Genomic DNA, 21032 nt, shown 5'->3' on the forward strand with positions numbered 1-21032 from the left:
GAAATTCAGTGAGTATGTTGCAAAAATTGCATATTAGTGAGGTCTGGGCTATCTGATTCACATGCGTTTGGAATGGATCGATGACATATTGGCCGTGCTGGACAGCGGATCGCTGACGCGCGCCGCGGAAAAACGACTGCTGACCCAATCTGCCTTTACCCGTCGGGTGCGGCTCATCGAAGGCAGTATCGGAGCGACCCTGTTTGATCGTCGCCGCAAACCCGTATCCCTAATGCCGGGCGTTCAGGCGTTGGAACCTGAACTGCGCGAGCTGAGCGCGCGTCTGCACAAACTGCGTCACAGTTTGAAAACAGAAAGCGATCAGGCCAGCCAGTCTTTGTCGCTCGTGTGCCAGCATGCGTTGACGACAACCGTCTCGCCGAAAGTGGTCCGGATGTTGACCGAAAACAGCGATATCTCGGTTCAGGTGCGATCGGGGAACCAGGACGAATGCCTGTTGCAACTGATCTCGAAAGAAGTCGATTTCGCGATCATGTACGCGGCATCGGACGGTGGGGTGCAGAACCTCGAAAGTGCGTTCGAGGCGAGGACGCTTGGTGCCGACACATTGATCCCGGTATGCGCACCGGCAATGCGCGGGGAATTGGATGGCAAGACCATTCCTGCGATTGTCTACCCGCCTGATGTTTTTCTTGGGCAAGTGTTTTCCCGATTGATTGCACCGCGTTTGCCCGACGAAACCAGACTCGTGGCCAAGGCCGAGACGGCCCTGACGCTGGCGATGCTGCAATATGCCGTGAATGAAATCGGCGTTGCCTGGTTGCCCTATTCTTTGGTCGCCACGCCGCTTGCTCAGGGGCAGCTTGTAAGCGTTGAAGAGGTTCTGCCTGCGCAGGCGCTGACAATAAGAATGGTCCGTTTGACCGAAGCGAAGCCAGAGTTCAGTGAACAGATTTGGCAACGTCTTGCCGGGCAATCGCAAAGCTTTTGGTTGTCGCCGGATCAAAGCGACGAGACGACTTAAGCAGTTCACCGAGAAAGGCGCCGAGTTTGCGATCAGCATCGGAAGAATACGCAACGGAATAGTGGCAAAACCGAGCTGGATGTATCTAACCTGTGCTGAAAAGACAGCAAAAGGGCAGGTCAGCGGATGTTCAGTAAGGTATTGAAAGCGGGTCTAGGTGTCGTGGTTCTGGGCATCGTGGGGCTGCTTGGTTATCTGCTGATCGCCCCGCCCGATTTGTTGAAAGTGGGCACGAATTACTCGGCCAAGATTGTCTGTTCAAACGTTTTCATTGCCGGACGTGATCCGGAAGAGGTCCTTGCGGTGGATGTGCAGGCCCCGGGGCATCCGCTGCTCAAACATGTTTCGATTGAGGTCGATCGAGAGGCGCAGACTGTTCATGCGCGGCTCTTTCGGTTCTTCGCGCCCGCCAGGTCGCAGTTCCGGCAGGGGCTTGGCTGCACCAACGTGCATGCTACATCCCTGAGTGCGCAAGGGCTTGAGGCTGCCAAGCCCGCGCCGACAGGGCTTTGGCCAAGCGGAAACGACGTTGCGCAGTCTCATGATTCCAAATTTCAGGCCGTCTTGTCGGATGATACGCTGCTTGGCGAAGGATACCGCGCCGTAGTGGTGGTTCAAGGCGGGCGTATCGTGGCCGAACGCTATGCGGAAGGGTTTGACGCCGACACACCGTTGCTGGGCTGGTCCATGACCAAGACGGTGACGGCCGGGCTGATCGGAACGTTGATCAAAGCGGGTCAGATGAATGTATCGGACACCCTCGTCGACAGTTTTCCCGAATGGGCAGAAGACGCAAGGCGAGACATTACTGTTGCGGACATGCTGGCAATGACAAGCGGTCTGCAATGGAATGAAGAATACGGAGACGTGTCAGACGTGACCAGGATGCTGTATCTCAGCAATGACATGGCCGGTTTCGCTGCCGACCGTGCACTGGAAGCCGGCATTGGAACCGACTTCAACTATTCTTCCGGCACGTCCACCGTGTTGTCCCGGGTGTGGCAGGACAAGCTGCCCGATGGCGGTTTGAGCTATCCTCGGGATGCGCTTTTTGAACCGCTTGGCATGGCTTCGGCGATCATCGAGACAGATGTCGCCGATACATTCATCGGATCCAGCTATATGTACGCCACGGCCCGAGACTGGGCGAGGTATGGCCAGTTTCTGCTGGAAAAAGGGGTTTGGGACGGCGCACAGATTTTGCCCACAGGTTTTGTGGACTGGATGTTCGGACCCGTTGCGGCGTCTGGCGGTGAATATGCCAAGGGTCATCTCTGGTTGAAATCGCCGGGCGACCTGCCACCGTTTGAAGACGCGGTTTGGTTGCAAGGGCATGACGGTCAGTCCATCGGAATTTTCCCGTCGCGTGACATGGTCGTCGTGCGGATGGGGCTTACACCTTCACGGGTGGGCTATTCTTCTTTGCCCTTGGCGAAAGCGCTTATTGCGGCTTTCGGGGGGTAGGGGATCGAACATTCCCATCGACGCACCGCCCGACATTGCGGCGGGCATCGCCCGTAGGGCAGGACACTGGGTCGCAGATCGGCATCTTGCACGTCGGTACGCTTTGGTATACCGCCGCATACAAATTCAAGGTGCCGGGCTTTCACATGGCCCGGTGCATCAGCTAAATGGTCGGAACCGTCATGAGCCTTTACACAGAATACCTGAACGAAATCGAGACGCGCAAAGAACAGGGTCTGCACCCCAAACCCATCGAAGACGGTGCCCTTTTGCAGGAAATCATCGGGCAGATCAAAGATACGGGTCACGCTCATCGCGCCGATTCACTGAACTACTTCATCTACAACACGCTTCCGGGCACAACCAGCGCCGCAGGTGAAAAGGCGCGCTTTCTGAAAGAGATCATCCTGGGAGAAGCGACGGTTGAAGAAATCTCGCAGGATTTCGCGTTTGAATTGCTGTCGCATATGAAGGGCGGCCCATCGGTAGAGGTTCTGCTTGATCTGGCGCTGGGCGATGACGCAGAGATTGCGCAGAAAGCGGCGGCAGTTCTGAAAACCCAGGTGTTCCTGTACGAAGCAGATACCAACCGTCTGAAAACAGCCTTTGAGGCCGGGAACGCCGTTGCCAGGGACATTCTGGAAAGCTATGCCAAGGCCGAGTTCTTTACCCGGCTTCCCGACATCGAAGAAGAAGTCAAGGTTGTGACCTATGTGGCGGCCGAAGGGGATATTTCGACCGATCTTCTGTCGCCCGGCAATCAGGCGCATTCGAGGTCAGACCGTGAATTGCACGGCAAGTGCATGATCTCACCCGAAGCACAGGCCGAGATTCAGGACTTGCAAAAACAGCACCCGGACAAGCGCGTCATGCTGGTTGCTGAAAAAGGGACGATGGGTGTTGGATCGTCGCGCATGTCCGGTGTCAACAACGTTGCATTGTGGACCGGAAAGCAAGCCAGCCCCTATGTTCCATTCGTGAACATCGCGCCGGTTGTTGCCGGTACAAACGGGATTTCACCGATCTTTCTGACCACCGTCGGCGTCACCGGCGGGATCGGCATCGATCTCAAGAACTGGGTCAAGAAAGTGGATGCCGACGGCAATCCTATCCTGAACAATGACGGCAATCCTATCCTCGAGCAGAAATATTCCGTCGAGACCGGAACGGTACTGACTATCAACACCAAGGACAAAAAGCTGTACAATGACGCAGGCGACAAAGAGCTGGTCGATCTGTCATCATCCTTCACGCCGCAAAAGACCGAGTTCATAAAGGCCGGAGGATCTTATGCCATTGTCTTTGGCAAAAAGCTTCAGACATTCGCGGCCGAGACGCTCGGTCTCGAGGTGAAATCTGCTTTCGCGCCGTCCAAGGAGATTTCGCATGAAGGGCAGGGCCTGACGGCGGTTGAAAAGATATTCAACAAAAACGCGGTTGGCGTGGCCGAAGGCAAAGTTCTGCATGCGGGCTCGGACGTTCGGGTGAAGGTCAACATCGTCGGTTCGCAGGACACCACCGGCCTGATGACGGCGCAGGAACTGGAAGCCATGGCGGCGACAGTGATATCGCCCACCGTTGACGGTGCCTATCAGTCTGGCTGTCATACTGCTTCGGTTTGGGATTCCAAGGCGCAGGCAAATATCCCAAAACTGATGAAATTCATGAACAACTTTGGCCTGATAACCGCGCGTGACCCCAAAGGTGTTTATCACTCGATGACAGACGTCATCCACAAGGTTCTGAACGACATCACCGTGGATGACTGGGCGATCATCATCGGTGGCGACTCGCATACACGTATGTCCAAAGGCGTCGCGTTTGGTGCAGACTCGGGTACTGTTGCACTGGCGCTGGCCACTGGCGAAGCTACCATGCCGATCCCGGAATCCGTCAAGGTGACGTTCAAGGGCCAGATGGCGGATCACATGGATTTCCGCGATGTGGTTCACGCCACCCAGGCGCAGATGCTGAAGAAATTCGGCGACAACGTGTTCCAGGGGCGGATCATCGAAGTTCACATCGGCACATTGCTGGCGGATCAGGCATTCACCTTTACTGACTGGACGGCCGAGATGAAGGCCAAGGCGTCGATCTGCATCTCAGCGGATGACACGTTGATCGAATCTCTGGAAATCGCGAAAAGCCGTATTCAGATCATGATCGACAAGGGAATGGATAACGAGGCCCGGACACTGCAAGGTCTGATCGACAAGGCCAACGCTCGGATCGCGGAAATCAAGTCGGGTGAAAAGCCGGCCCTGAAACCGGATGAAAACGCCAAGTATTTTGCCGAGTTGGTGGTTGACCTAGATGAAATCAGCGAACCCATGATCGCCGACCCGGATGTCAATAACGCCGATGTATCAAAACGTTACACCCACGATACGATCCGGCCGGTTTCCCACTACAAAGGGGAAAAGAAGGTCGATCTGGGATTTGTTGGATCGTGCATGGTGCACAAGGGCGATCTGGTCATCGTCTCGCAGATGCTGAAAAACATCGAGCAGGAGAAGGGCACAGTAGAATTCAAGGCCCCGCTGGTCGTTGCTGCGCCCACCTACAACATCATCGATGAGCTGAAAGAAGAAGGCGAGTGGAGCATTCTTCAGAAGTATTCAGGCTTTGAATTCGACGATCTGTTCCCAAAAAGCAAAGCGCGGACGGAATACGAGAACATCCTGTATCTAGAGCGTCCGGGATGTAACCTCTGCATGGGCAACCAGGAGAAAGCGGCAAAGGGTGACACTGTGCTGGCCACGTCCACACGACTGTTCCAAGGCCGTGTTGTTGAGGACGCGGCGGACAAGAAAGGCGAATCCCTGCTTGCATCGACTCCGGTGGTCGTGCTGTCGGCTGTTTTGGGCCGAATGCCGACCGCCGAGGAATACAAGTCGGCCGTGAAAGGTATCGACCTGACCAAATTTGCGCCTCCGATGGAAAAGCCCGCAGGCACGAAGTCAGCGCATTTCTAAACGCAAGGCACAAAGTTGATTGCCCGGGCATCCCTTCAGGTGGCCGGGCGATTGAGTTCCGCTGTGTTCAGGGCTGGTTGCAGCGCACGCCGCGAAAAAGCGCGGCATGGGAATGCCCCGGACCTTTCGCACGACTTCGCGTGGACTACTGGGGAAAATCCATGATCCACGGACATACGGTCGCTGTTTGGCGTCAGGCTGACAGCTCTTTATACATGTAAGTCGTGGGTTCCAGTCTGGTTTCGAACGGGTTCCGGCAATAGTTCGGAATTTCCCCGGCGATCTGAAACCCCAGGTCCAGATAAAGCAATCGAGAAGGATCGGTGCTGCGGGTATCAAGAACCAGCATCGTGCGCTCCAACTCTGTCGCTCGTTGAAAGAGGGCTTCCATCAAGGCGCGGCCAAAACCGCGCCGTCTGGCGTTCGGGTGCACCAGAAGTTTCGCGACATCAGCGCGGTGCGGTTGATTGGGCATGGTCGCGGGGATCAGTTGCACCGTGCCCTGAATGCGCCCGTTGTCGTGGAGGGCAAACAGCTCCAACGCACCGGATTTCAGCCCGGGACGAACATTTTGCAGCCAGTAATTTCGTGCGTCACTCTCGGTAAACGGAAGGACAAAGCCGATGCTGGCCCCGTCATGCACACAGGCGTGGAGGATTTCCGCCAGATCATCCACTGCCGCGCTGAAATCGAGATCGGTCAGACGCGAGATCATATCAGCACCAAGAGATAACGCGCACCGCGAGATTCCCCGGTTTCGAACCGGGTTGGGCCCGACAGGTGATAGCGCAGGCAATCTCCGGCGCTCAGCGCATGGGAGGTTCCGTCAACTGTCAGTGTCAGTGCGCCGTCGATCAGGATCAGATGGTGTTCCTGCCCGGATTTGGGCGGCGCCTCGTAAGTGATGACCGTATCGCGCGGCAGGTGGCATTCCACGACCTCGGCGTTCAAGCCGTTTGCAGGCGGTGAAACTGCACGGCGGGTAAAGCCGGTTTCGGGATCACGCCATTCGGTCTGGCGTTCAAACGCCACCTTGGGGTCAAAGCTGTCTTCGACCATCATCAAAAGCCGGGACATCGGAAGGTCATAAGCGGCACAGAGGCGGCCAAGATTCTCAGCGGTGGGGCTGACCTCTCCTTTCTCCATGCGGGACAGCGTGGCGCGGCTGATTCCGCTGTGGGCGGCCAGTTGATCCAGGGACCACCCGCGCCCGCGGCGGAGTTCGTTCAAACGGACGGCAAGGCGGCTTGAGAGGTTGTCGAGCATGGGCCACAAACGAGAGGAGTTTTCATTTGTGGGAAAATTACATAAAAATTATGTGTGTGTAAATGAAAAAAGGCGCAGAAACTCTGCGCCTTTCGCAAGCCTTTGACGAGGTGGTGGATTATTTCCAACCAACTTCGTTAAAGATTTTCTGTGCTTCCGGGATGTTCTTTGCGACTTCCGACAGGTTCACGTCGTCAGCTTTGAACTCACCCAGGGCCTTTACCGATTCCGCCAGCTCGACACTCTGTACTGCCGGGAATTCATCATTGCCCGCCGAGAAGTACTTCTGCGCCTGATCGCTTGCCAGATACTCGAGGAACAGGATTGCGTTTTCCTTGTTCGGCGCGTGTGCCGCGACGCCACCGCCCGACAGGTTCATATGCGCACCATAGCTGTCCTGATTGGGGAAGACCCAGCCGATCTTGTCGAGGTCAGAGGACAGGCCTTTGACGTCTTTGCGGATAGCCCGTGCATAGTAATAGGTGTTCGATACAGCGATGTCGCATTCACCCGAAACGATGCCACGCAGCTGGTCGGTGTCACCTCCCTGCGGGTCTCGGGCCATGTTGGCGACAACGCCTTCCGCCCAGGATTTTGCAGCTTCGGTACCTTCATGTGTGATGATCGAGGCGAGCAGGGTCTGGTTGTAGGTGTTGGTCGAGGACCGGATGCAGATCAGGCCCTTGTATTCCGGCTTGGCGAGGTCTGCGTAAGTGGCCGGCGGATTGGCAACGTTTTCTTTGTTGTAAAAGATGATCCGACCGCGCTGTGAGAAGCCGAACCACTGGTTGTCTTCGTCCTGAAGGTTGGCGGGGATGCGCTCCTCCAGGGTTTCGCTGTCGATGGCTTGCAGAATGCCCGCATCTTTGGCACGCGCCAGGCGAGACGTGTCGACCGTCAGCATGATATCCGCCGGAGAGTTCGCGCCTTCGGCTTCCATGCGCGCGATCAATTCATCCGCCTTGCCTTCGATCCGGTTGATCTTGATGCCGGTCGCTTCTTCGAAGTCCGTGTAAAGACGTTCGTCAGTGTCATAGTGGCGCGACGAATAAAGGTTCAGCTCGCCTTCAGCTGCGGCTGATGTTGCGATCAATGCCGACAGAGCGGCGGCCAGGCAGGTTGTGGATTTCAGCATAGTTTGCCCCAACAATTGAATTTCGCGTCGGTTGATAACCCGACTGATTTGCTCAATTATACGATTCTCAGCGAGATGCAAGAAAATCCGACAGATTTACTTGGTCAAATGAGCGCAGGCACCCTTGCGAGCCTTGTTGGGGGCGGGCGCGAGTTGTGTTGAACGGAAAGATCCGCGTCACACGGCAGTGTCTGGATCACTCACGATCAAGCACCTCAACTGCAAGGATCGTGGGTAAATGGCGGGCGACTTCCGTCCATGTGTCCCCTTCATCAACACTGGCAAAAACCGAGCCGCTGTTGGTCCCGAAATAGATACCGGCGGGGTCTCGGCGGTCTCCGGCCATGGCCTGTCGCAGAACAGTGAAAAAACAGCTTTCTTGCGGCAAGCCACGTCGCTGGTCTTGCCATGTTGCGCCTCCGTTTGTGGATTTCCAAACTGCCGCGGCGGCATCCGGTGGATAGCGCCCGATGCTGTCTCCGTTCAAAGGCAATGTCCAGATCGTGTCCGGATCACGTGGGTGCACATGAATCGGAAATCCAAAGGTGGATGGCAGGCCTTCGGTGATGTCATCCCAACTGCGCCCTCCGTCGGCCGAGCGCCAAACACCGTGATGGTTTTGCTGGTACAGAAAATCCGCGGTTCCCGGAGCTTGAACCATGTTGTGGACGCAATGACCCGTTTCACCATCCCTGGGGGCAGCGGGATGATCATGATGCGTGCAAGATTCGGCGTTGGACAATCTGTTTCGCCGCTCCCAGCTTGCGCCACCATCCTCGGTTGCAAACACACCCGCAGCGGAAATGCCGACCCAGAGCTTTTTCGAATCATTTGGGTCAGTCACGATTGTATGCAGGACCAGCCCCGCACCGCCGGGATTCCAATCGGGTGCCGAGGGGTGGTTTGTCAGGCCCTCAAGCGTGTCCCATGTCCGACCATTATCGTGGCTGGCTAGCAGGCGGGCCGGTTTTGTGCCTGCGTACAACGTTCCATGTTGATAACGCAAAGACCAGACCTGCGAAAACTCATCGGCGAATGGTGCGGGTTCCCCGGTCCAGCCGATCATCTGGGCAAAATCCTGGTCGTTGGCGGCCCACTCGTCCATTTGGCCCTTGGTGAGTTTTGCGACCTGCCAAGTCACACCGCCGTCTTCGGAACACCAGACTCCGGCGCCATGCCAGTCACCACCGCCCCCGGCCCAAAGCGTGCCCGTTTCTTTGTCGCCGATGACGTGGTTGATCGGCCATCCTTCGCAATGCGGGCCCGTCACTTTCCAATCTGACCTGTTCTGATCACCAGAGATAATGAACGTTCCCTTGGTCGTTCCCACCAGTACGTCGATGCCGTGTTCGCGCATGGGTTTCACACTCCGCAATGTCGAAGCAAGGGTAGCACGTCAGGCCCACAGGTGCAGAACACAAAAAAAACCGCGCTCAAGAGCGCGGTTTTCTAATACGGTGTTTTGCCGTTCTCAGCCCTGGCGAGCTTTGAACTTGCGCTGCGTCTTGTTGATAACGTAGACGCGGCCTTTGCGACGCACAACACGGCAGTCGCGGTGCCGATTCTTGAGCGAGCGGAGCGAGTTCTTGACCTTCATGGTCTGTCTCCAATCTGCGGCGCCTTCATCAAGGACGTGGCCAGCGCCTGGGTTACTCGGGTGTCCCGGATCTCCGGAACAGTGAAATCATGGTGGGCGGTACAAGGATCGAACTTGTGACCCCTTCGATGTCAACGAAGTGCTCTACCGCTGAGCTAACCGCCCACTTTCCCTTTGCGTGCCCAGCCCCATAACGAAATGGGGCGCGGAACCCCGCGCCGGTAGCGGGGTCTATAAAAGGAGTCGCAAAGGGGTTCAAGGGGTTTGGTAGAACTATTTTCCGGTCTATGTTGATTGCGAACATGGAGGGATCATGCAGAACGCAGCCTTTGTATTGGATATGCCGGAAAACCGCAGTTCATGCGTGGTTTTTTCATCTCCTCATAGCGGGCGGAATTATCCCGAAGCGTTTTTGAAGCGGTCCGTTCTGAATCAAAGCGTGATTCGATCCTCGGAAGACGCCTTCGTGGATCAATTGTTTGCTGCCGCGGCCGAGAATGGCGCGCCTTTGATCAAAGCGACCATGCCACGCGCCTATCTGGACCTGAATCGCAGTCTGGACGAACTGGACCCGGCGCTGATCAGCGGTGCCCGCAGGCATGGGCACAACCCCAGGGTCGCATCAGGGTTGGGTGTGATTCCCCGCGTTGTGGCCAATGGACGGGCAATCTACAGCGGCAAGCTGACCATGGACGAGGCGCGGCTGCGCATCGACACCTATTGGCGCCCCTATCATGCACGTTTGAAATCCCTGCTGGCCGAATCACACGAGAAATTCGGCCAGGCCATACTGGTGGATTGCCACTCCATGCCGCATGAGGCGGTGGCCATGGCTGGTACGACCCGAAACAAACGGCCCGAGATCGTGCTGGGTGATCGGTTCGGTGCGTCGGCCTCGTCTGAAATCGTGGACCTCATCGAATCGGCGTTTGCTGCGGCAGGTCTGAATGTGGTGCGCAACGCCCCGTTTGCCGGGGCCTATGTGACACAGACTTACGGCCGCCCCACCCGCCAGCAACACGCGATCCAGATTGAAATCGACCGGGCCTTGTATATGGACGAAGAAAAGATTGCGCCGAACGCCAATTTCATGACGTTTTCGAAACTCCTTCGGCAGGTGGTGCGCGACATATCCAGAATCGGTTCAAAACCTCTCCGTCTGGCGGCGGAATGAAACTAGCGCAAAGCGCGGCCCTTCACGATTGCTTCCGGGCCGAATCTCTGGCGGATCTGGTCGGTGGCCCGCTCGGCCTGTGATCTGCGGACGGCGCCGGGATCAAGCAGGTCGCCGGAGATGTCAGCCTGATCCGCCGGGCACAGGTCAGACAGGCCACACCCCAACAGGCGGTATGGCCCCTGATCCCCCACCTGATCGAAAAGCCCTTTTGCGGTGCGATAGATTTTGTCCGCGATCTGCGTTGCGTCCCGCAATGACACGCGCCGTGTCAGAATCTTGTGATTGGCTTTCTTCAGCTTCAGCGTAACGACCCGGCCAGCCAGATCCTTGGCCTTGGCCCGGTCCGAGACCTTCAGGGCCATGCGCCACAAATGTCCGTCCAGAATATCAATATTGGCGGTGTCCTCGAAAAACGTGGTCTCATTGCTGATGGATTTCATCGGTTCATGGGCTGAAACGCGTCGTTTGTCCTGACCCCGTGCCAAATGCCACAGGCGATACCCCATCGAGCCGAAACGCACAGTCAAAGCCTCCTGATCCCAACGCAGCAGGTCGTTGAAGGTTCGAATCCCTGCCCGGTCCAGTGATTCCTGCGCAGCGGGGCCAATACCCCAGATCAATCGTACGGGTTTGTCATTCAGAAACTCAGCCGTCTCGGCCTTGCCGATCACCGAAAACCCGCGGGGCTTGTCGAGGTCCGAGGCAACCTTGGCCAGAAACTTGTTGTGACTCAGCCCGATGGATCCTGTCACACCCAGTTCATCCTTCATGCGTTTGACCAGGCGTGCCAGCATGACGGCTGGGGGGGCTCCGTGCAGGCGTTCGGTGCCGGACAGGTCCATGAAAGCTTCGTCCAGGGACAGGGGTTCGACCACTGGTGTCAGTTCGTCCATCATGGCGCGGATGTCCCGTGACACCTGGGCATACACGGACATGCGTGGTTTGATCACGACGGCATCGGGGCACAGTTGCAGCGCTTTGAACATGGGCATGGCGGATCGCACACCGCGAATTCGGGCCACGTAGCATGCCGTGGATACAACACCGCGTTTGCCGCCGCCGATGATGACAGGCTTGTCTGCCAGTTCCGGATTGTCCCGCTTTTCCACCGAAGCATAGAAGGCATCGCAATCCATATGTGCGATGGACAGATCAAACAGTTCGGGATGAGACTTTACCCTGGGACTGCCGCAGGCCGTGCAGCGCCGTTCGTTCGTCAAAGGGGTCAGGCAATCTCGGCAAAGACCGGGCATCTGCGTCCTCGTGTGTTCCGCAGTTGTCTTGGGGGTCCTTTATATCATCCCGTGATATCGATCAAAGATCATTCAGAGAAAAGAACCCCCCGCGCTTCGCGGGGGGGAAGTAACGAACCTCAGGAAGAGTAGGTTCGTTGGGGAGTAAATCCCCTTGAGAATCGCTAAGATTTTCCGGTTGAGATAGGGTTTGGCGCGCTTTTCAGAAACTCGCTTTTTGAATGTGTGTTTTCTGGCACAGGGACGATTTGGCGCGGATTCGCGAAAAACTGACGTACGGTCAACCTGTTGCGGCGGTTTTTTCAGCGTGAATCCCTGTTGAAACGATGATCCTGCTCATCACGTTTTCAGAGAATTTAACTCGGTCAAAACGGCCGCGGCCGCGGATTTTGGATCTTCGGCCTGATAAATGGGGCGGCCAACTACGATATGATCCGCCCCGTCCTGGATGGCGCTGGCAGGTGTGGCCACACGTTTTTGATCGCCCAGTGCCGCGCCTGCCGGACGCACGCCGGGGGTTACGATCAGCCGGCCCTTCGCCTGGGGCAGGGCGCGGATCAGGGCGGCCTCCTGCGGGCTGGCGATCACGCCGTCGGCCCCGGCCTCGAAGGCGTGGGCGGCGCGTTCCACCACCATGTCCTGAACGTCACCGGCCTTCATCATGCCGGCATCCAGGTCGTCGCGGTTCAGCGAGGTCAGGATGGTCACCGCCAGGATTTTCAGATCCTTGCCCGCCGCGCCTTCCTTGGCGGCGCGCACCACATGCGGGTCGCCATGCACGGTCAGGAAATCCAGATCGAACTGCGCCAGCCCCCGCACCGCGTTTTCCACCGTGTTGCCGATGTCGAACAGCTTCATGTCCAGGAAGATGCGCTTGCCGTGTTCCTGCTTGAGCTCATTGGCCAGTGCCAGCCCGCCGCCTGTCAGCATGCCCAGGCCGATCTTGTAGAACGAAACGGCGTCGCCTAGCGTCTCGGCCAGCTTCAGCCCTTCCAGCGCGTTGGGGACGTCGAGGGCGACGATCAGGCGGTCATCGGCGGTTTGGAGCATTGTATCGACCTTTCAAGCTTGACGGGATCGGCGCTTCTGTAGAGCGTGTGACGCATTGAGACAAGAAAAGACGCAGGAAAATACGGGATGATACGGTTGGGTGTGGTGGCCTCGGCGGCTGTTCTGGTCGGGGCGGGCGCGGTCTGGGCCGATGAAACGGATTGCGGCGAGGCCCGACTGGTCTGGGCGGACGTCAAGGACAGCGGGTCGGCGACGGCGATCGAGAGTTTTTCACGGATCTACGCCGATTGCCCGATCTATTCGCAGCTGGCGCGCGATCTGCTGGTCGGGCTGACCGGCGAGGCCTCTGCGCCGGCAAAGGCCGACGACCCCAAGGAACCGCAACGGCGCTTGCGGGTTTCCGACCTGCGCCCTCGGCCGGAACCCAACCCCGACGATCCACCGCAGGACCCCGACTATTCGGACGGAGAGTATGACTGCCTGATGGCCGCTGCCGCTCCGGGGCAGTCGCCCTATTTCGACGGGGTGAAATGGGCCGACATGGACGCCGAGAATGCGATGGCGATCTGCGCCGATCTGCTGTTGAAAGATCAGGATGTGGATGCCGAGGTCGTGGCCGCCTTTGGCCGGGCGCTCATGAAGGGCGGCAAGCTGGAAATGGCGCTCGAGTTTTCGGAACTGGCCGCGATGGAGGGCAGCGGGCTGGCGATGAACACGCTCGCTTCGCTCTATAGTGATGGCGAGATCGTTCCCGAGGACCACGAGACCGCGTTTGCCTGGTACATGGCGGCTGCAGAAAGCGCTCTGCCGATGGGCATGCACAACGTCGCGTATGGCTTCGAGAACGGGAAAGGTGTTGCGCCCGACATCGACAAGGCGCTGTACTATTATGAAAGGGCTGCGTTCTTCGGATATGAGCCGTCTCTGCTGCACCTCGGCGTAATCTATCGCGAAGGAACGCATGTCCCGCGCGATATGCAGCGCGCGGTCGACTATCTGAAGATGGCGGCCCGAAACGGCAGCGCCGATGCCGCGGCGCGATTGGGCTACATCTACGAGATCGGCGAGAACGGCTACTCCAAAGACATCGAACAGGCGCTGGATTATTATTTCCAGGCCGCCAAGCAGGACAATGTCGTGGCGCTGCACAATCTCGGGTCTTTGACCTATCACGGGCGGGACGGTGTGCCTCAGGACACGGAAGCGACCCTGTTGTTCTGGGGCAGGGCCGCAAAGCTTGGCGATGTGAAATCGCAGCGCAAATTCGGCCGGTTGCTCTATGAAATCGGCGATGTCGAAGAGGCGCTGAGGTTTCTTCGCCTCGCGGCCGAGCAGGGCGATGACGAGGCGCAAAAGCTGATCCGGCAGATCGAAGGCGGTTGACGCCCACAGCTGACAAAGGAGCCAGCGGTGTCCTCGCTTTGTCCCAACTGTGCTATGGTGCTGCCACTCTGAAACGAAAATTGCATCAAAGGGACAGACCATGAAGCACCTTGTTCCGCTGGCCGTCGTCGCCACGCTGGCCGCCTGCGACGACACGCCGCCACAGACCGAAACCGGCGCCGCGCCGCCCCCGACCAATGATGATTTGTATCTTGTTCGGGGCTATCGGTCCGAAGATGACTGGTGCCAGTTGACCGGAGAAACCACCTTTACCGGCAATTTCCTCGACCACACCGCCGATCTTGTATCCTGCCCCACGGGCAGCGCCGCCGCGCAGTCGCTGGTCGAGACGAACGATGCCCAGCAGGTGGCCGAAACCGGGGGCTACACTGTCTATACGATTCCGCGTGGTTGAGGCGTTTTTTCACTCTCTAGCCTCTTGAACCGGCAAAGGTATTTCCCAGATTGAATGTGAGGCTTCGACCGACGCGTGCCGCCAGGCGGGCGCATCAAAACGGGGCGCTTGGAAAAGGAGAATATCATGGACTTGAACAAGTTCACTGAACGGGCACGGGGGTTCGTGCAGGCGGCGCAGACCATTGCGCTGCGCGAGGGGCACCAGAGGCTGGAGCCCACACATATACTCAAAGCATTGATGGATGACGATCAGGGGCTGGCAAGCAATCTGATCACACGCGCGGGCGGCGCGCCGAACCGCGTGGTCGAGGCGCTTGACGCTGCCATGGGCAAGATCCCGAAAGTCAGCGGTGATGCCGGCCAGATTTACATGGACGGTCAGACGGCCAAGGTTCTGGACGAGGCCGAAAAGATCGCCACCAAGGCGGGCGACAGCTTTGTGCCCGTTGAACGCGTTTTGATGGCGCTGTGCATGGTGAAATCCAAAGCCAAGGAGGCTTTGGAGGCCGGTGCGGTATCTGCCCAGAAGCTGAATGAAGCGATCAATGACATCCGCAAGGGTCGCACTGCTGACACAGCGTCGGCGGAAGAGGGCTATGACGCGCTCAAGAAATATGCGCGCGATCTGACTGAAGCTGCGGCTGAAGGCAAGATTGACCCGATCATCGGGCGGGATGAGGAAATCCGCCGCTCAATGCAGGTTCTGTCGCGCCGTACCAAGAACAACCCGGTTCTGATAGGGGAACCTGGCGTCGGTAAAACCGCGATTGCCGAGGGCATGGCGTTGCGCATCGTCAACGGCGACGTACCGGAATCGCTGAGGGACAAGAAGCTGCTTGCGCTCGACATGGGTGCGCTGATTGCCGGTGCGAAATACCGTGGTGAATTCGAAGAACGCCTCAAGGCTGTTCTGACCGAGGTGACCGAGGCCGCGGGTGAGATCATCCTGTTCATCGACGAGATGCACACGCTGGTTGGCGCGGGCAAATCGGATGGTGCGATGGATGCCGCCAACCTGATCAAGCCCGCGCTCGCCCGGGGTGAGCTGCATTGTATCGGTGCGACCACACTGGACGAGTATCGCAAATACGTCGAAAAAGACGCGGCCCTTGCGCGCCGGTTCCAGCCGGTGATGGTTCAGGAACCGACGGTCGAAGACACGATCAGCATTCTGCGCGGCATCAAGGAAAAGTACGAGCTGCACCACGGCGTGCGCATCTCGGATTCGGCGTTGGTGTCGGCGGCGACCCTGTCGCATCGCTATATCACCGACCGGTTCCTGCCCGACAAAGCCATCGACTTGGTCGATGAAGCCGCGTCGCGGTTGCGGATGGAGGTGGATTCCAAGCCTGAGGAACTCGATCAGCTGGATCGCCAGATTCTGCAAATGCAGATCGAGGAAGAGGCGCTGAAGCTGGAAGACGATGCGGCATCGAAGGATCGCCTGGAAACCTTGCAGAAGGATCTAGCAGAACTTCAGGAAAAATCCGCCGAGATGACTGCGCAGTGGCAGGCCGAACGCGACAAGCTGGCTGGCGCGCGGGATTTGAAGGAACAGCTCGACAAGGCGCGGGCCGATCTGGAAATCGCCAAGCGCGAAGGCAACCTCGCCAAGGCGGGTGAGCTGTCCTATGGCATCATCCCCGAGCTTGAGAAAAAGCTGTCCGAGGCCGAGAATGCCGAAAGCAACGCCATGATGGCCGAGGAAACGGTGCGTCCGGAACAGATAGCCAGCGTTGTCGAACGCTGGACGGGCATCCCGACCGCCAAAATGCTGGAAGGCGAACGCGAGAAACTGCTGCGGATGGAAGAAGAACTGCATTCCCGCGTGATCGGGCAGGATGCGGCGGTCACCGCCGTGGCCAATGCCGTACGCCGCGCGCGCGCGGGCCTGAACGACGAAGGCCGCCCGCTGGGCTCGTTCCTGTTCCTCGGGCCCACCGGTGTGGGTAAGACCGAACTGACCAAGGCCGTGGCGAACTTCCTGTTTGACGACGACAACGCGATGGTACGCATCGATATGTCCGAGTTCATGGAGAAACACGCGGTCGCCCGTCTGATCGGTGCCCCTCCGGGCTATGTCGGTTATGACGAAGGCGGTGTGCTGACCGAAGCCGTGCGGCGCAGGCCCTATCAGGTCGTGCTGTTCGACGAGGTCGAAAAGGCGCACCCGGATGTTTTCAACGTGCTGTTGCAGGTTCTGGACGATGGCGTTCTGACCGATGGTCAGGGCCGCACCGTGGACTTCAAACAGACGCTGATCATCCTGACGTCGAACCTTGGGTCTCAGGCGCTCAGCCAGCTGCCCGAAGGTGCGGACAGTTCACAGGCCAAGCGCGACGTGATGGATGCAGTCCGGGCACATTTCCGGCCCGAGTTCCTGAACCGTTTGGACGAAACGATCATCTTTGACCGCCTCAAGCGGGCCGATATGGATGGCATCGTCGATATTCAGATGGCACGTCTGCAAAAACGTCTGGCCGCCCGCAAGATCGAGCTGGCCCTGGATGACAGCGCCAAGGAATGGCTGGCCAATGAAGGCTATGACCCGGTCTTCGGTGCCCGCCCGCTGAAACGCGTCATCCAGCGCGCCTTGCAGAACCCGTTGGCCGAAGCTCTGCTGGCCGGGGAAATCAAGGATGGTGACGTCGTTCCGGTCACCGCCGGGCAAGATGGTTTGATCATCGGTGATCGTTTGGGAACTTCCGAGCGACCGCGCCCGGACGATGCCGTGGTGCATTGATCTGACACCGTGAACTGAAAGGCCCGCTTTTTTGGCGGGCCTTTTTCATGTCGGTTTTCCATAGCCTTTGTTCAGATAATCACTGAGGACCTTCATCCAGACCTGCGCTTTCTCCATTGGAAACTGGGCCGTGAACCTCAGCTTCACAATACAATTGTCCACGACGCCGACTGCCAGAAGTTCGGACAGGCCATCTGATGCTTTGGCCTCGGCCCGATACGGCAACACCTGCGACGGATCACGCAACTGATAGGCGTTGATTTCACCAAGCTCGGCACCGCGCCGCGCAGCTATTGCAGCGATATCGCGTGCAGCTTGTTTAAAGCTTTCAAGGGCCATTTCAGATGAGACGTCCCTTTGTTGATGGTCATAGAAGAAAACCGTGATCTTGGAAGATGGGTCTGCAAAAGTGGCGGAATAGCCGAGGCCCGGATGGCTGTCTTCATAAACTTCAGACCCGATCTGATTCAGATCGCTCAGGACCTGCGGCGCGCGCTCAAACAGCTTTTTGCACGATTGCACATCAGCCAATGCCGATCCGCACAGCAAAGACAAAAAAACAACAAGGGGTCTAAGCAACATGAAGGCAGGTGTCCCGAACAGATCAAGAATGCACGACGTCTTGGTCTGCAACTGTGGCAGAACTTTGGCCCTACCGGAAAGATGGCCGGGCGGGCGCTGGTCGGCCGCCCGGGCATTTGTCAGATCAATGCAAAGATCCGCGCCGGCCCGCCGGTGCCGCCTTGGTGCTTGGGTGCGCCGATCACCAGCGTTGCACCCGACGCAGGCACGCGATCCAGCCCAGCCAGACATTCGATCCCGAACCGGCCTGACGGCAACCACGCGTAATGTGTCGCGAAATCTGCGGACATGCCGTGATCCAAGGACAGGGTATCAACGGCAATTGATCGTGCTCCGGTCTCCTCCATCAGCATCTCCGCGGCTTCAACGTGGAAGCCCGGGTAATGCTGCGCTTCGCCGTCGAAATTGCGGAACTCATCCGTGGCGGTTTTGCCTGCCCATCCGGAATGCATCGCCACGCAGGCACCATCAGGAATATCACCATTGGCCGCAATCCAGGCTTTCAGATCGTCCGGGGTGACGCGCGTGTCAGCGTCCTCGGCCGCTCGGGCGGCGATGTCCACGACGCATAAGGGGGCGACCAGATCCGTGACGGGGATTTCATCAACCGACGTCCCATCCGCCGAAAAGTGAAGCGGCGCATCGATATGCGTGCCCGTATGTTCGTTGATTGACAGGTTGAACAGATTGAAGCCGTGATCAGCAAAGTTGAAAGCCTGCTCGGCCGAAATGCCGGGTTCGCCGCCCCATGTCGGGAAATCCGGGCTCAGCGTGTGGGTCATATCTTCGACACCGCCATGCCCGGCCGCCAGTGCTGCCGGCGCGACGGCTCCGGTTGCGGCTGCTGCAACACCCGAAGCTGCGGCAGCTTTGAAGAACCCGCGACGAGACAGCATCTTGTCTTTGACGGCATTCATTACGCAGATATCACACATTTTTCTTCCTCCCATTGCGGCCAAAAGGCTGCAGTTGCAGCCTTGCCTCGCGTTCGGCTTGGCGTGGCACCCATCTGACAGAGTGCAGCCTTGCGCCCGCAGTTGTAAAGTTTTGTGCCCGAGTTCTGACGGTAATCCACGAAAACCGCAGTTTTCCGCCGGGCTCCAAAAGTTCTCGAGTCTATGGTTTTCGGTGCTGAAAACGTTACTCGAATGCCCTGTTACAATGGAACGTTACAATCACTTCGCTCAATCGTTACGCCTGTTTCCATGGCTCTGTGCTATCAGCACACTACGTCAATAGCGACCACTGAAGATGACGGAGACCCATATGGCGCATCGCTGGACCAATACTTTGACACATGCAGACGTCACCCCCCGGGCGGCGTTCCTCAACCGGCGGCAGGTTATGGCCGGGCTGGCTGGTGTCGGCCTGACTGCGATGGCCAAACCGGCGGCAGCACAGGATGGGTTGGAGCCGAACACGTGGGAAGAGATCACCACCTACAACAACTACTATGAGTTCGGGACCGGAAAAGATGATCCGGCGAAATATGCTCATACGCTGGTGACCGAACCCTGGAGCGTCACGATTGATGGTCTGGTCGACCACCCCGGCGACTATGATTTTCAGGCCATCCTGTCCGAGATGACGATAGAGGAGCGGATCTACCGCTTTCGCTGTGTGGAAGCCTGGTCGATGGTAATTCCGTGGAACGGATTTGAGCTGGCCGACCTTCTCAATATGGCGGGCGTGCAAGACGGCGCGAAATATGTGGCTTTTGAGACGGCCTATCGCCCGGATGAAATGCCGGGAACGCGGTTTCCCGTTCTCGATTGGCCGTACCGAGAGGGATTGCGCCTGGATGAGGCGATGCACCCCCTGACAATCATGGCAACCGGAATTTACGACCGCCCGATTCCCAACCAGAACGGTGCGCCCTTGCGTCTGGTCGTTCCTTGGAAATACGGCTTCAAATCGATCAAGTCGATTGTTCGGATCACGCTCACAAAGGATGAACCGCCCACCAGCTGGAACATGTCCAATCCACGCGAATACGGGTTCTACAGTAATGTGAACCCCAACGTGGACCATCCACGCTGGTCTCAGGCTTCAGAGCGCGAGATCGGGGGCGGGCTTTTCGCGTCACGTAAGCCGACCCTGATGTTCAACGGCTATGAACAAGAGGTCGCCAGCCTTTATGAAGGCATGGATCTGGCCAAGAATTATTAAAACCATGTCGGCGATGAACCAGACACTCCGCCGTATTCCGGTATGGGTCGTTTATCTGCTGGGGGCGTTGCCCGCCCCCTGGCTGTTTTATCTTGGCCTGACCGGTGGTTTGGGGGTCGAACCGATTGAGGCGTTGGAGCACAGATATGGGGAACTGGCCCTTCAGTTGCTGATTGCCGGTCTGGCGGTCACACCCCTGCGCCGGCATGTCGGCCTCAACCTGATGAAGTTTCGGCGCGCGATCGGGGTGCTCACGTTTGTATACGTCGCGTTGCATCTTCTTGTGTGGCTGGTTCTGGATGTGCAGCTTCCCAGCCAGATCTGGGCGGATATCCTCAAACGCCCGTACGTAACAGTCGGCATGGCGGGGTTTCTTCTTCTGCTTCCGCTGGCGTTGACCTCCAACGACTGGTCTGTGCGCCGACTGGGACCGCGCTGGCGCAAGCTGCACCACCTCGTTTACGCGGCCGCATTGTTGGGGGCGATGCATTACCTCTTGCTGGCAAAAGGATTTCAGATCGAGCCGCTTGCTTACCTGGCTGCCATTATCGCCCTGCTTGTCCTGCGCCTGCCGATTCCCAACCTGTCTTTCCGGTCCAACAGGGCCGATTCCGCCTGACTCGGACGTGAGGCTGTGGGTAATCATGTGCATAACGCGCTGAACCGGGAATTCTGACCTGCCTTTACATAGTTATCGGCGGCAGTGTGCTTGGTTGATCTGAATTAACTATCTGTAATTATTGGATAAATTAACTTTTCAAGAATTTCTTCTGTTTTTGTGTATTTTCCGCTTGCGGGATTTGTTTGTTATACTTAGAACCCCCTTCACCGGCGCTGCTGAGGCGCTGGGACGCGGCGGAAGCGGCGGTTACGCT

At 57.8% G+C, this 21032-nt stretch carries 18 protein-coding genes and 1 tRNA gene; 9 read left to right on the forward strand and 10 right to left on the reverse strand.

The genetic code is table 11. The features are described from left to right. Window positions 1–61 precede the first annotated feature (61 nt). From GS611_RS11555 to GS611_RS11565, 3 genes are all read left to right on the forward strand, one after another. Complete coding sequence (locus GS611_RS11555; RefSeq protein WP_171635740.1) at window positions 62–985, forward strand: LysR family transcriptional regulator; 924 nt, start codon at window positions 62–64, stop codon at window positions 983–985. Window positions 986–1111: 126 nt separating this feature from the next. Further along, on the forward strand, window positions 1112–2449 hold the full coding sequence (locus GS611_RS11560) for a serine hydrolase (RefSeq protein WP_171635742.1): 1338 nt from the start codon (window positions 1112–1114) through the stop codon (window positions 2447–2449). A gap of 182 nt (window positions 2450–2631) precedes the next feature. Beyond that, window positions 2632–5424 (forward strand): bifunctional aconitate hydratase 2/2-methylisocitrate dehydratase, encoded by a 2793-nt coding sequence (locus tag GS611_RS11565; protein WP_171635745.1) that lies wholly within the window; start codon window positions 2632–2634, stop codon window positions 5422–5424. A gap of 193 nt (window positions 5425–5617) precedes the next feature. Here the strand turns inward: GS611_RS11565 and GS611_RS11570 are convergent, their stop codons facing one another. The 6 genes from GS611_RS11570 to GS611_RS11595 all read right to left on the reverse strand — a co-directional run bounded on the left by GS611_RS11570 (window position 5618) and on the right by GS611_RS11595 (window position 9587). After that, the gene (locus tag GS611_RS11570) at window positions 5618–6139 is read right to left on the reverse strand and encodes a GNAT family N-acetyltransferase (protein ID WP_171635747.1); all 522 of its coding nucleotides are present in this window, start codon (window positions 6137–6139) and stop codon (window positions 5618–5620) included. After that, a complete protein-coding gene (locus GS611_RS11575) occupies window positions 6136–6690 on the reverse strand; it encodes a helix-turn-helix domain-containing protein (protein ID WP_171635749.1) in 555 nt (184 codons plus the stop codon). Before GS611_RS11575 ends, GS611_RS11570 begins: the two co-directional genes overlap by 4 nt. A gap of 118 nt (window positions 6691–6808) precedes the next feature. Further along, a complete protein-coding gene (locus GS611_RS11580) occupies window positions 6809–7825 on the reverse strand; it encodes a Fe(3+) ABC transporter substrate-binding protein (RefSeq protein ID WP_171120613.1) in 1017 nt (338 codons plus the stop codon). A gap of 196 nt (window positions 7826–8021) precedes the next feature. Then, window positions 8022–9182 (reverse strand): sialidase family protein, encoded by a 1161-nt coding sequence (locus tag GS611_RS11585; RefSeq protein ID WP_171635751.1) that lies wholly within the window; start codon window positions 9180–9182, stop codon window positions 8022–8024. Between the two features lie 114 nt (window positions 9183–9296). Next, on the reverse strand, window positions 9297–9422 hold the full coding sequence (gene ykgO / locus GS611_RS11590) for a type B 50S ribosomal protein L36 (protein WP_005648635.1): 126 nt from the start codon (window positions 9420–9422) through the stop codon (window positions 9297–9299). 90 nt (window positions 9423–9512) lie between these two features. Further along, window positions 9513–9587 (reverse strand) — tRNA-Val (locus GS611_RS11595). Between the two features lie 148 nt (window positions 9588–9735). On the opposite strand from GS611_RS11595, the gene GS611_RS11600 reads away from it, so the two are divergent. Then, window positions 9736–10596 (forward strand): N-formylglutamate amidohydrolase, encoded by an 861-nt coding sequence (locus tag GS611_RS11600; RefSeq protein ID WP_171635753.1) that lies wholly within the window; start codon window positions 9736–9738, stop codon window positions 10594–10596. A gap of 2 nt (window positions 10597–10598) precedes the next feature. Here GS611_RS11600 and GS611_RS11605 read toward each other — a convergent pair whose 3' ends face one another. Beyond that, a complete protein-coding gene (locus GS611_RS11605) occupies window positions 10599–11852 on the reverse strand; it encodes a DNA polymerase IV (RefSeq protein WP_171635755.1) in 1254 nt (417 codons plus the stop codon). 339 nt (window positions 11853–12191) lie between these two features. Beyond that, a complete protein-coding gene (gene pyrF, locus GS611_RS11610) occupies window positions 12192–12902 on the reverse strand; it encodes an orotidine-5'-phosphate decarboxylase (protein ID WP_171635758.1) in 711 nt (236 codons plus the stop codon). A gap of 87 nt (window positions 12903–12989) precedes the next feature. On the opposite strand from pyrF, the gene GS611_RS11615 reads away from it, so the two are divergent. From GS611_RS11615 to clpB, 3 genes are all read left to right on the forward strand, one after another. Further along, entirely contained in the window at window positions 12990–14246 is a 1257-nt protein-coding gene (locus GS611_RS11615; protein WP_171635760.1) for a tetratricopeptide repeat protein, read from the forward strand. 100 nt (window positions 14247–14346) lie between these two features. Then, window positions 14347–14661 (forward strand): hypothetical protein, encoded by a 315-nt coding sequence (locus GS611_RS11620; RefSeq protein WP_171635763.1) that lies wholly within the window; start codon window positions 14347–14349, stop codon window positions 14659–14661. Window positions 14662–14787: 126 nt separating this feature from the next. Further along, complete coding sequence (gene clpB / locus GS611_RS11625; protein WP_171635765.1) at window positions 14788–17406, forward strand: ATP-dependent chaperone ClpB; 2619 nt, start codon at window positions 14788–14790, stop codon at window positions 17404–17406. A 45-nt stretch (window positions 17407–17451) separates the two neighbouring features. Here the strand turns inward: clpB and GS611_RS11630 are convergent, their stop codons facing one another. Together GS611_RS11630 and GS611_RS11635 are read right to left on the reverse strand one after the other, a co-directional pair. Further along, the gene (locus tag GS611_RS11630) at window positions 17452–17988 is read right to left on the reverse strand and encodes a hypothetical protein (RefSeq protein WP_171635767.1); all 537 of its coding nucleotides are present in this window, start codon (window positions 17986–17988) and stop codon (window positions 17452–17454) included. Window positions 17989–18107: 119 nt separating this feature from the next. Further along, window positions 18108–18923, reverse strand: coding sequence for a cyclase family protein (locus GS611_RS11635; RefSeq protein WP_171635769.1), 816 nt, complete (start codon window positions 18921–18923; stop codon window positions 18108–18110). Window positions 18924–19254: 331 nt separating this feature from the next. Here GS611_RS11635 and msrP point away from each other — a divergent pair, with 331 nt between their 5' ends. Both msrP and msrQ read left to right on the forward strand, forming a co-directional pair. Next, window positions 19255–20157: a protein-methionine-sulfoxide reductase catalytic subunit MsrP gene (msrP, locus tag GS611_RS11640; protein ID WP_171635771.1), complete on the forward strand. Its 903-nt coding sequence runs from the start codon at window positions 19255–19257 to the stop codon at window positions 20155–20157. A gap of 4 nt (window positions 20158–20161) precedes the next feature. Next, entirely contained in the window at window positions 20162–20776 is a 615-nt protein-coding gene (gene msrQ, locus GS611_RS11645; RefSeq protein WP_171635774.1) for a protein-methionine-sulfoxide reductase heme-binding subunit MsrQ, read from the forward strand. Window positions 20777–21032 lie beyond the last annotated feature (256 nt).

Origin of the sequence: Ruegeria sp. HKCCD6119 (assembly GCF_013110585.1) — a bacterium.
Lineage (GTDB): Bacteria > Pseudomonadota > Alphaproteobacteria > Rhodobacterales > Rhodobacteraceae > Ruegeria.